Source organism: Lutibaculum baratangense AMV1 (assembly GCF_000496075.1).
Classification (GTDB): domain Bacteria; phylum Pseudomonadota; class Alphaproteobacteria; order Rhizobiales; family Tepidamorphaceae; genus Lutibaculum; species Lutibaculum baratangense.
In genome coordinates this window covers 1-11538 of sequence record NZ_AWXZ01000006.1, presented here as the reverse complement: position 1 = coordinate 11538, position 11538 = coordinate 1, and the positions used below count along the sequence as shown (strand labels likewise).

Genomic DNA, 11538 nt, shown 5'->3' with positions numbered 1-11538 from the left:
CCGTACGAGATGTCGCCGCGCATCAACAGACCTGCGCCACGCTTCATGCGCATGCAGTCGGCCAGCATGTAGTCGACATAGTGGAGCACGACGGCCTCCGGCGTCATCGGCGTCGTGTTCGTCAGCTTCGTGTGCGACAGGATGATGTTCACGATCTCGTCGGCCAGGCCGTGGTTCAGCGCCATGTGCGCCGCGTAGGTCGCGTGCGGCATGACCTTCGTCAGGGCCGAGAAGCGCGCCGCGCCCGCCTCTCCCGTCGGCTCCATCTCGACGATCTTGCTCGCGTCGAGCAGGAGCCCCCCGGCGATCAGCCGGTCGCGGTCGAAGGAGAGCTCGTCATAGGAGGCCTCGATCAGCCCCGCCACGGCGACGGCCATCTCGGCGACGCAGTTCGCCTGCCGGATGATCGGCAGGCCCGGCAGCTTCGGGTTCGACGGGCAGTCGGCCACGTCGTCCCAGCCCGACCGCTCCCACGCCTCGAGCCACACGTCGATCACCTTCCCGCGCAGCGTCTCGTCGGCGATCCGTGCGGCGGCGGGCATCAGCTCTCCCAGCCGCTCCCTCTTCCGCTCTTCGTTCGTCATGGTCGTGTCTCCGTGGAATGTCGGTTGCCCCGCGCCCGCCTGATCCGCGTGATCACGGGCAAAGAGAGGCTGGCGATCGTCAGGATGATCAGCGCGAGGCAGATCGGGCTTTCGTAGAGGATCGAGAGGTCGCCGTAGAGCTGGAAGGTGCGGATGAGCTCCGCGTCCGCCGTCCCGCCGAGCATAAGGCCGATCACGACGGCGATGACGGGGTAGCCCTCGCGCTTCATGATCCAGCCGATCACCCCGAAGGCCACGAGGAGCCCCGCGTCGAACGCGGCGTTGCGCACGGCGAAGGCGCCGATGAAGCACATCACGACGATGACCGGCACGAGGATGGAAAAAGGCGTGTAGATCACCCGCAGGAAGAGCGCCGCGACCACGAATCCGACGCCGATCAGCAGGATCTGCTCGAGCATCTCGGCGGCGAGCAGGCCGAAGACGACGTCCTGGTGCTCGAAGATGAGGCGCGGCCCCGGCACGATTCCCTGCAGCGTCAGCGCGCCGATCAGGATCGCCGTCGCCGCGCCGCCTGGAATGCCGAGCGCCAGCATCGTCGCCATGGCACCGCCTTCGGAGGCGTTGTTGGCGGCCTCGGCGGTGACGATGCCGTCCGGCTCCCCCTCGCCGAAATGGCGCCCCCGCCGCGAGGAGCGCTTGCCGACCTCGTAGGAGATCAGGCTGCCGACCGTCGCGCCGACGCCTGGGATGGCGCCGATGAAGATCCCGATCACCGAGGAGCGCACGAGCGCGATCGCCCGCCGCGGCACGAGCAGCATGCCGTTGAGGATCCGCCGGAAATCGAGCCGGCCGGCCTCGGGCAGCTTCGCATCCCCCGTCTCGAGCCTCAGGAAGAGCTCCGACAGGGCGAGGAAGCCGATCAGGGCGGGCACGATCGGGATGCCGTCGATCAGGTGGATCGAGCCGAAGGTGAAGCGGAACGAGCCCGACGCGGTCAGCCCGATCGTTCCCAGGAGAAGGCCGAAGAGGCCTGCCGCGAGGCCCTTCACGAAGCTCTCCTCCGACAGCGAGGCGATGCTCGTGAGTGCGAACACGACGAGGAGGAACGTCTCGGCCGGGCCGAATTGCAGGGCGAAGGAGGCGAGCGGCTGGATGATGACGACGAGGAACACCATGCCGAGCAGGCCGCCGAGCGCGGAGGAGGCGAGCGAGATGCCGAGCGCCTCGTTCGCCTGTCCTTTCAGCGCCATCGGGTGCCCGTCGAAGGTCGTCGCCACCGAGGACGGCGAGCCGGGAGCATTGATCAGGATCGCGGTGATCGCCCCGCCGAACACGCCGCCCGTGTAGATCGACGTCAGGAAGACGAGCGAGGTGAGCACGTCGAGCCCGTAGGTCACCGGCAGCATCAGGGCGATGCCGATCCCGGCATTGAGGCCGGGGATCGCGCCGCAGATCACGCCGAAGGCGAGCCCCGCGACCATGTAGAACAGGACGCCGAAATCGAGGAGCGGCGTCACCGCGTTGAGGAGCGTGTCCATCGGCGCGGCCTAGAGCTTCAGCCAGAAGGAGACGAGCGGCACCCCGAGCGACGAGAAGGCGAGATGGAGAAGCACCGGCGAGACGACGGCCACCGGCACGATCACGAGCGGCCGGCGCACGCCGAGCCAGAGCATCGCGGCCGCCAGGAACGCCATGCCGGCCAGCGGGAAGTCATAATCGGCGCCGAAGAGCAGGATCAGGAAGAGCGCCGCGAGGCCCGTCGGGCGCCGCAGCCGCGCCAGGGTGAAGGGCTCGCGCCGCTCGGCTCCGCTCGTCCAGGTGCGGACCATGAGCGCGGCGCAGGCGAGAAGCAGAACGATGCTCGCGGGTGTCACGAGCCGCATCTCCGAGCCCGGCACGTTGCGGTTGGCATAGGCGTAGACGAGACCGAAGGCCGCCATCATCGCCGGAACGAGGAAGGCTCCGGGCGAGCGGCGGCTGCGTGCGCTCTGCATATGAGGCTCCACGAGGGTGCGAGGGAGGACGGCGCGCGGAGGCTCGAGGCCCCGCACGCCGGAGCCTTGCCTTACTGCTGGAAGGCGCTTTGGTATTCGGTCATCAGCTCGTGCATGTTGCGGACGATCTCGGTGCCTTCCTCCGGCCCGCGGAAGCTCGTCTCCTCGGCCGCGCCCTGCGTCTGAAGCAGCGCCTGATACTCCTCGTTCTCCATCACCGCCTCGTAGGCGTCGAGAAGCGCCTGGAAGCGCTCAGGATAGGCCTCCTTCGTGCCGGCCTTGACGGCGAGGAAGCGGACGTCGCCGATCTCGGGCACCTCGGCACCGTATTGCTCGAGGGCGTCGTTCAGATAGGGCGCGTCGGAGAAGGCGGAGATGCCGGTCGAGGTCGAGACGGCGAGCGAGCGGACCTTGGGCTTCATCGCGGCGTCGGAGACGGCGCCGTTCGTCGACGCGTCGATCTGCCCGCCGAGGATCGCGGTGCGCACCGGCGCGCCGGAATCGTAGGTCACGAGCCGGTTCTCCCAGCCGAGCTTGTCCTTCAGGAGCAGCGCCAGGAGATGCGAGGCGCCGCCGCGCACGGTGCCCATGCTCATCGAGCCGGGATTCTCCATGATCGCCTGGTGCAGATCGTCGAACGTCTCGTAAGGCGCGTCGCTCCTGACGGTGACGGAGATGTTGCCGACATTGTGCACGTTCAGCACCTCGAAATCGTCGATGCCGAACTGCGCGCCCTGCAGCACGATCGAGGCGCTGAGATAGGGCTGGGCGTGGAGCAGGATCGTGTTGCCGTCGGCCGGCCGTGCCAGGACCTGCATGGTGCCGATCTGGCCGGCCGCGCCCGCGCGGTTCTCGACGACCACCGAGGTGCCGAGTTCCTCCTCGAGGAACGGGGCGATGTTGCGGGCCACGCGGTCGGCGCTGCCACCGGCCGCGAACGGCACGACGATCGTGACGGGGCCGTCCGGCCAGGCGTCCTGGGCAACGGCCTGCGGCAGCGCCGCGAATGCCGCGGCTCCGGCCATCGCCACGCCGAGCACGACGCGTCTGGTGAATGTCCTCATGGTCGTTTCCTTTTCTTCTTCAGGTCAGTTCAGGTGGGCGCGTCGGAGCGACCCGGAGGTCGCCCGGCCTTGCGAAGGAGGGCGCGGGCACGCGTCAGCATCGGCATGTCGATCATGCGGCCGTCGAGCCGGGCGGCCCCCCGGCCTTCGGCCCAGGCCGCCTCCATCGCCTCGACGGTCCGGCGCGCGAGGTCGAGCTGCTCCTCGCTCGGGGAGAAGGCCTCGTTGAGAACGGGGACGATGCCCGGGTGGACGCAGGTCGCGCCGTCGAAGCCGAAGCGGGCGGAGCGGCGCGCGACCTCACGCGTCTTCTCGGGCTCCGAGATCGCCGCCACGCTGTCGAGCAGGCCGAGCGCGAGCAGGCCTTCAGCCTTCGCGGCGAAGGCGACCTGGAGCTTCGGGTGGAGCAGCGTCTCGGCGGAGGGCTCGAATCCGGCCTCGGTCGCGAGGTCCTCGCTGCCGAGAACCATCGCCACGTTGCGCGGGCTCGCGCCGGCGATCGCGCGCGCCTCGAACAGCGAGCCCGGCGTCTCGAGCATCGGCACGAGGCCCGTCGCGCCAACCTCCATGCCGGCTTCCGCCTCGAGCTCGGAGACGATCTCGGCGATAGCCTTAAGGCCGCCCGCCGTCTCGACCTTCGGCACGAAGATCGCCCTGACCCCCGGCCGCACCACGGCCTCGAGGTCGCGCACGGCGAGACGGAGCGGCGCGTTGACGCGCACCACCACGTCGCAGCGCGCCGCGGCGGCGAGGCGGTCGATCGCCTCGCGGCACATTCGCCGCGCCTCGGCCTTCTCGTCCGGCGGCACGCCGTCCTCGAGGTCGAGCACGACCGCGTCGGCGCCCCGGTCGCCGGCCTTGGCGACGAAGCGCTCGTTGTTCGCCGGCACGTAGAGGAGCGAGCGCCAGGACGGCAGGTTGCGATGCTGGGTCATGTTGATGCCTCCGCGACGAGCCCTGCCGCGAGGGCCGATGCGATGTCGTCGTCCGTCATTCCCGTCTCCGCCAGCACGGCGCGCGTGTGCTGCCCGAGCCTCGGCGCGGCAAAACGCAGCGTCCCGGGCGTCTCCGACAGGCGCGGGATCGGCGCGTGCATCGGCATCGAGCCCATCTCGTCGTCGGGGACCTCCACGAAGATGCCGCGCTCGTGGAAATGCGGATCCTCCGAGATGTCGGCTGCGTCGAGGATCGGCGCGGCGGTGATGCCAGCCTTCTCGAACTGCGCCAGCACGTCAGCGCGGTCCCGGCCGAGGATCCACCCGCCGACGGCGCGGTCGACCTCGTCGCGATGCTTCACGCGCGCCGCGTTCGTCGAGAAGCGCGGGTCCGAGAGCATGTCCTCGCGCCCGATCAGCTTCAGGACCCGCTCGGCCATGCGCTGCATCGAGGCCGACAGCGCCACGAACTCGCCGTCGCGGGTCGGGTAGACGTTGCGCGGGCTCGACGTGTTCGACCCGTTTCCGACGCGCGGCTTCACCTTGCCGGTCAGCTTGAAGTCCGCCGGCTCCGGTCCGAGCACCGAGGCCATCGGCTCGAGGAGCGACAGGTCGATGACCTGCCCGCGCCCGGTCGCCTCCCGCGCGCGGAGCGCCGTCATGATGCCGAAGGCGCCGTAGAGGCCGGAGATCATGTCGGCGAGAGCGAGCGGGGGCAGCAGGGGATCTCCGCCCTCCTCGCCGTTGCGCGCGGCAAAGCCCGACATCGCCTCGACGAGCGTGCCGAAGCCCGGCCTCTGCCCGTAGGGACCCGTCTGCCCGAAGCCCGACACGCGCAGGACGATGAGCCGCGGATGCGCCTCGAGGAGCCGGGCGGGGTCGAGCCCCATCTTCTCCATCGTGCCGGCGCGAAAATTCTCGATCAGGACGTCGGCATCGCCCAGCAGTCGCTGCAACAGGCCGGCTGCGCCCTCGGCCCGGAAGTCGAGGGCGAGGCTGCGCTTGTTGCGGCAATAGCCCTTCCAGAAGGTCGAGACCCCAGCGTTGCGCCAGGCCCGCAGGGGGTCGCCCTCGGGCAGCGGTTCGACCTTGATCACGTCGGCCCCCGCATCGGCGAGCTGCAGCGACGTCATGTTGCCGGCCACGAGGCGCGACAGGTCGACGACGCGAAGCCCCGAGAGGGGCCCCGTGGCCCCGGGATCGAAGTCCTGTTTCGTCCAGTCCAAGTTGATCTCCTGCGAGAATGTCCGTGCGCGAGCTTCAGACGACCGGCGCGGCCTCTTCGTTCCGGACGGGCGCCTCGCTCTTGAGGAACAGCGTCGTCGCCTCCGGCGGAATGCGGGCGAAGACGTCGCCCTGCGGCACCCGCCGGTCGGTCTGGATGCGGAAGTTGAGGCCCGGCGTCGACACCTCGTACTGGTAGACGGAGCCGAGATAGGAGCCGGTTCCCAGGGTCACGGGGATCGTGTTCTCGCCCGGCCCGTCGGCGAGGGTGATGCGCTCCGGCCGGATCGCCACGAGAACCTCGCCCGGCCCGCCCGGCGCCGCGGAGGTGGCGATCGTCGCGCCGTTCGCGAGCCTGACCCGGCTGCCGGACGCGCCCCGTTCGACCACCGTCCCTTCCAGGAAGTTCGAGGAGCCGATGAAGTCGGCCACGAAGGCATCGCTCGGCTGCTCGTAGATCTCGGTCGGGGTGCCGAGCTGCCTGATCGTGCCGTTGTGCATGACCGCGATGCGGTCGGACACGGCGAGCGCCTCGGCCTGGTCGTGGGTGACGTAGATCGTCGTCACGTTCAGACGCTCCTGCAGCTCGCGCAGCCAGACCCTGGCGCGCTCTCTGAGCTTGGCGTCGAGGTTCGACAGCGGCTCGTCGAGGAGGAGAAGGCTCGGCCGGTAGACGAGCGCCCTGGCGAGTGCCACGCGCTGCTGCTGCCCGCCCGACAGTTCGAACGGGTAGCGCCTGGCATAGGCGCCCATCTCGACGAGGTCGAGCGCCTCGGCAATCGCCCTGTCCCGCTCGGCCCGCCCGACCTTCCTGAGCTCCAGCGGGAAGGCCAGATTGTCGGCCACCGTCTTGTGCGGCCACAGCGCGTAGCTCTGGAAGACGAGGCCGATATTGCGCCTCTCCGGCGGCTCCGAGCGGCCGGTGCGATCGTCGAAGAACACCCTTTCGCCGAGCGCGATGCGGCCCGACGTGGCGTGGTTCAGCCCGGCGATCGCGAAGAGCGTCGTCGACTTGCCGCAGCCCGAGGGTCCCAGAAGGGTGAGGAACTCCCCCTTCGGGATCGTCAGCGACACGTCGCGGACGGCCGTGACGTTGCCGTAGGCGATGGTGAGGTTCTCGAGGACGAGGTCAGCCATAGATCTTGGCTCCAAGCGCGCGCCGGGCGACGAAAACGAAGATGGCGGTGATGACGACCTGGATCGTGGCGAGCGCGGAGACGGGTCCGTTGTCGCCCTGCGCCCAGAGCTGCAGCATCGTCGTTCCGATGATCTCGGAGCCCGGCTGGTAGAGGAACACGGCCGTCACGTATTCCTTGAAGAAGTGGATGAATAGAAGCGCGAAGCACGAGAAGAGCGCGGGCTTCAGGAGCGGCAGCACGATCCGCGTGACGGTCGTCCACCAGTTCGCGCCCGACACGCGGGCGCCGCGGTCGAGCTCGTCGCCGATCTGGGCGAGCGCCGGGGCGATCGCGCCGAAGCCGACCGGGATGTAGCGGACCATGAAGGCGACGATCAGGACCCAGATCGTGCCGCGCACCGCGTCGAGCCCCGGCACCCAGATCACCGCGTAGAAGAAGCCGAGGCCGGCGATGATCCCCGGCAGCGAGCGGGGGAACAGGGCGACATATTCGAGCGCGCGGCCGAACACGAACTCCGAGCGCCTGGCGATCAGCGTGATGATCACGACGAGCGCCGTGCCCGCCACGCCGCCGATCAGCGAAACGACGATCGAGTTCGTGATCGAGCGGAGATAGCTCGAATTGTCGAGGATCAGCCAGAAATGGTCGGCGGTGAAGAGGTTCCAGAACGGCACGAGCGGGGTCAGGAACGTCACGCTCGCGCGCAGGAAGATGCCGGCGAACACGACGACGATCGTGAAGAAGACATAGGCGAAGAGCCCCGTGAAGGCGATCCAGCGCCAGGGCCCGAGATCGATCGTGGAAGGCCGGCTCGCCTTGCCGCGCACGGTGATGAAGCGGCCGCTGCCGGTCATCAGCGCGCCCTGCAGCCAGACGAGGCCCGCCACGACCAGGAGCAGGATCAGGGCCGCCGCGCCGACGATGCCGTAATCGGGCCGCACCGCGGCCTGGATGCCCTCCTCGTAGAGGAAGCTCGTGATCGTCTGGATGCCGGCCGGCGCACCGAAGAGGAGCGGGATCGACAGCATCTCGATGCCGACCACGAAGTTGAGGACGCCGGAATAGATGATCGCCGGCCGCATCATCGGCACCGTCACGCTCCACAGCGCGCGGAACGGGCCGGCGCCGACCGTGCGGGCGGCGTCCTCGAGCTGGGCGTCGGCCTTCGTGACGGCGCCGAGGCACATCAGGTAGGCGAGCGGCGCCTGGCTGAGGCCGGCCACGATCCCCATCCCCGTGAGCGTGTAGAGGTTCCAGGGCGTGACGCCGGTCAGGCTGCGCATCATCAGGGTGAGGTAGCCGGAGGGGCCGTACATCGTGAACCAGCCGAACGCGATGACGAGGTGGCTCACGAAGAGCGGCCAGACGAGGAGCTCGCCCATCCATTTGCGCCCGGGCACGTTCGTCCGGCCGATGACGATCGCCGCGGCCGCGCCGAAGAGCTGCGCGACGACGGTCGTGATGACGGCGAAGACGATCGTGTTGAACGCGACGATGCCGATCCCCTGCTCCGTGACGAGGCGCACGAAATTGGCGAGCGTCAGGGTGGCCTCGTCGTCGTAGAGCGGGCGGTCGAGGAAGGCCTGCGCGACGATGGGCGCGATGGGGCCGATCACGAGGACCGTCGTCAGGATGGCGACCCCCCACATGACCCATCGCGAGGGGTCGAGCGCGGGCTTGCCGATCGGTTCAGCTGTCAGGGACACGAGGCGCAACCTCCGCCAGGGAAATCCGGTGCGGGCGCCCGCGCGGGGGCGCCCGCCGGGAAGATCAGTTGCCGGACAGGGCTTCGGTGAACTTCTGCGCGAAGGGCGCGGCGTCGTCGATCAGCCCCTCGTCGAAGCCGACGCGGATGATGCTCTCCTCGCCGACCTCGTCGACGATCTCCTGGTAGGTGTAACGGACCTCGTCGGCTGGCACGTCGTCGCGATAGGGCACGACGCCGCCCTTGCCGAGGAGCGTCTGGCCCTCCTGGCTGAGGAGGTAGTCGAAGAAGAGCTTCGCCGAGTTCGGGTTGGCCACGTTCTCGGGGATGCCCATGCCGCGCATCATGAGCGGCGTGCCGTCGTCGGGGAACGCGAAGCCGAGGATCTCGCCGCCGGCCTGGTCGAGGCGCGGGAAGATCGTGATGCCCGAGATGTTGTAGCCGGCGACGTACTCGCCGGTCGTGATCTTCTCGTTCATCGCGCCGCCGGAGGTCTCGCCGCGGATCATCGGGCCGATCGAGGAGAGCTGCTCCCAGCCTTCCTCGCCCTTCTCCTGCAGCACGTAGTACCAGGCGGCGAGCCCGAAGGCGTTGCGCGCGGCATCGTAAGTCGTCAGCCGGCCGTCGAAGGTCGACGGATCGGCCTTGGCGAGCTCGACGAGCGAGGAAAAGCCGGTCGGCCGCTGGTCCTCGGAGAGGATGGCGGCGTTGTAGACGATGACGAGCGGATCGGTCGACAGCACCGACACGCCCTCGTAGGGCTTGGCGAAGTCCGGCAGGTGGTCGAACTCGGGGCTGTCATAGGCCATCATGCGGCCGTTGATGCCGTAGTCGGCCCAGCGGTCGTTCGCGCCGGAGACGAGGAGGTCGGCCGAGCGGGAGTTGCTGCCGGCTTCCGCCTCCCAGCGCGAGTGCACGTTGCCCGAGCCGAGATCGAGCGTCTGGACGTCGATCCAGGGGAACTTCGCCTCGAAGCCCTCCACGACCGGGCCCCAGTTGTTCTCGGCCATGTTCGAATAGACGACCACCCCGCCCTCTCCGCGCGAGGCCTCGACCATGTCGGTGTAGGTCTCGGGATAGTAGTCGGGGAATTCGAGCTCCTGCGCGAGCGCGACGCCGCCCGTGAACGAAGCCGACGCGATGGCCGTGGCCGCCGCGAGTTGTCTCAGTCTCGTCATGACGTTCCTCCCAGTGCCGTTTTTTGGGTGGCGTGGCGTCGGGCGAGCTCCTGGCTCGCACGCCGCGCCGCTTCCACGACCGCCGACACGCTGCGGTCGAGATGCTCGCTGAACCGGTCCTTCGGACCCGAGATGTTGACGGCGGCGACGATCCGCCCGTCGCCGCCGATGATCGGCGCGGCGACGCCGCCCGCACCCTCGATGCGGCCGATGAGATTGACCGCGTAGCCCTCGCGCCGCGCCTGCAGGATCCTCTCCCGCGCCGCGTCGCGCTCCGCCTCGTTCTCCTCGCAGGCGGCCAGATGCGCCTCGAGCTCGTCGTCCGGCAGATCGCAGAGCAGCACCAGGCCGCTCGCCACGTGATGGGCGATCCGGTCGCGGGAGATGTCGCGGTCGTAGCGGATCTCGCGCTGCGGCAGCTTCTTCGTGAGGTAGTGGACGCGCCGCTCGGGCGTCAGGACGGCGATGAAGCCGCTTTCCTCGGCCTCCCTGACGGCGGTCTCGAGGAACGGCTCGGCGAGGCGCAGGAGAGTGCCCCAGCCGAGAACGCCGCCATGCGCATGCTCGCCGGGAAGCGTGACGAGGCGATAGCCGCTGCCTTCGCGGGCGACATAGCCGCGGGCGACCAGCGTGCGCAGGAGCAGGAGCGCGCTGCTCTTCGGGATCTCGAGGGCCTGCGCGGCGTCCGACAGGCCGGTGGGCGCGGTGCGCTCTGCCAGCCACTCGATCAGATCAAGGATGCGTTCTGATCCCCGCCCGCCCATACGCTTCCCCGTTCGTTCAATATATTGAACGCGTTCTGTATTTTGAATCAGCGTAGAGCGGAGCCGGGGCCCTGTCAAACCGGCCTGTCGGCTCGCGAGGGATCACTTTTCCGGACCTGGCAGCTGGAGAGGAGGCAGAGGGTCCCGGAAGCCGCACCGCCGGCCTCCGGCCCGGCGCGGCGGGATCGAGCGGCCGGCCAGCGGCCGCTCGCCGGCCCCCGCGAGGCCCCTGGCGACATTAGCTGGGCCTAGGGGGGTGGACAGCCAACGCCCGAGGCGCTATCTCACCCCTCGCGCCGGAGAGATCGCACCGAAGCGTCTCGCATTCGTCTCGCTCCGGCCCACCAGGGCCTTGATCGTCAAAGGCTTTGATGGGGGATAGTTTAACGGTAGAACCGCGGACTCTGACTCCGCTAGTCCTGGTTCGAATCCAGGTCCCCCAGCCATCTCCCTCATTCCAAAGCCCGGGCTTCCGGGCTTTTTTTCGTGTCCGGCCGCGGCCACCCGGACGCTCTCGCACAGCGGGGTCAACCCGCGAGCGACTGGAATCTTTCCCCGCAGGTGGATATGCGGCGGATATAGATCCACGTGCACCGGAGCCACCCGATGCCCACACTCGCCGGCAGGATCGGACCTGCCACTTGAAGGAGGCTCTCGCCGCGGCGGACGGCCGACAGACCTCGGCAGCCACTCGTCTTCACCGATCCCGCCGAGCGCGGGGTGTCGATCCGGGTGCAGGGGAAGCGCGCCGCTGGTACGTTCGCTTCAACGGCAATTCCAGGGCGCTCCGGCAGAGTCATGAGGAGGCGACCTCGACGGGGACATCAGTCCCCGCCAGACACGATGGCGCGTGGACTGTGCACAAGCTCGGCGAAAGGTTCCTCACGGAGCATATCGCGACGAACTCGTTCACAGCGAAGGGTCGCGTGAGGGCTCCCAGCAAGAAGACGATCAAGGACCGGTCTGACGGATTCCGAACGCGAGGTGGGG

General features: G+C 68.9%; 10 protein-coding genes and 1 tRNA gene. 1 reads left to right on the top strand and 10 read right to left on the bottom strand.

What is annotated here, in order from left to right; translation table 11 throughout:
• The 10 genes from N177_RS00685 to N177_RS00640 form a co-directional block, all read right to left on the bottom strand.
• On the bottom strand, window positions 1-584 hold a 584-nt coding region (locus N177_RS00685; protein WP_040484898.1), incomplete at its 3' end, for an HD domain-containing protein.
• Complete coding sequence (locus N177_RS00680; protein WP_023430293.1) at window positions 581-2083, bottom strand: tripartite tricarboxylate transporter permease; 1503 nt, start codon at window positions 2081-2083, stop codon at window positions 581-583. The genes N177_RS00680 and N177_RS00685, both read right to left, overlap by 4 nt.
• A gap of 9 nt (window positions 2084-2092) precedes the next feature.
• Window positions 2093-2539 (bottom strand): hypothetical protein, encoded by a 447-nt coding sequence (locus N177_RS00675; RefSeq protein WP_023430292.1) that lies wholly within the window; start codon window positions 2537-2539, stop codon window positions 2093-2095.
• Between the two features lie 71 nt (window positions 2540-2610).
• Window positions 2611-3603 carry a Bug family tripartite tricarboxylate transporter substrate binding protein gene (locus N177_RS00670; RefSeq protein ID WP_023430291.1) on the bottom strand — a complete coding sequence of 331 codons (993 nt, stop codon included), beginning with the start codon at window positions 3601-3603 and terminating at the stop codon, window positions 2611-2613.
• Between the two features lie 29 nt (window positions 3604-3632).
• Window positions 3633-4538, bottom strand: coding sequence for an HpcH/HpaI aldolase/citrate lyase family protein (locus N177_RS00665; RefSeq protein ID WP_023430290.1), 906 nt, complete (start codon window positions 4536-4538; stop codon window positions 3633-3635).
• Entirely contained in the window at window positions 4535-5764 is a 1230-nt protein-coding gene (locus N177_RS00660; protein ID WP_023430289.1) for a CaiB/BaiF CoA transferase family protein, read from the bottom strand. Before N177_RS00660 ends, N177_RS00665 begins: the two co-directional genes overlap by 4 nt.
• A gap of 34 nt (window positions 5765-5798) precedes the next feature.
• Complete coding sequence (locus tag N177_RS00655) at window positions 5799-6899, bottom strand: ABC transporter ATP-binding protein (RefSeq protein ID WP_023430288.1); 1101 nt, start codon at window positions 6897-6899, stop codon at window positions 5799-5801.
• Window positions 6892-8607, bottom strand: a complete 1716-nt coding sequence (locus tag N177_RS00650; RefSeq protein WP_023430287.1) for an ABC transporter permease — start codon at window positions 8605-8607, stop codon at window positions 6892-6894. The genes N177_RS00655 and N177_RS00650 overlap by 8 nt, the downstream gene beginning before the upstream one ends.
• A gap of 64 nt (window positions 8608-8671) precedes the next feature.
• The gene (locus N177_RS00645) at window positions 8672-9784 is read right to left on the bottom strand and encodes an ABC transporter substrate-binding protein (RefSeq protein WP_023430286.1); all 1113 of its coding nucleotides are present in this window, start codon (window positions 9782-9784) and stop codon (window positions 8672-8674) included.
• Complete coding sequence (locus tag N177_RS00640) at window positions 9781-10548, bottom strand: IclR family transcriptional regulator (protein ID WP_023430285.1); 768 nt, start codon at window positions 10546-10548, stop codon at window positions 9781-9783. The genes N177_RS00645 and N177_RS00640 overlap by 4 nt, the downstream gene beginning before the upstream one ends.
• A 372-nt stretch (window positions 10549-10920) precedes the next feature.
• On the opposite strand from N177_RS00640, the gene N177_RS00635 reads away from it, so the two are divergent.
• A tRNA-Gln gene (locus N177_RS00635) sits at window positions 10921-10994 on the top strand.
• The last annotated feature ends 544 nt before the right edge of the window (window positions 10995-11538 follow it).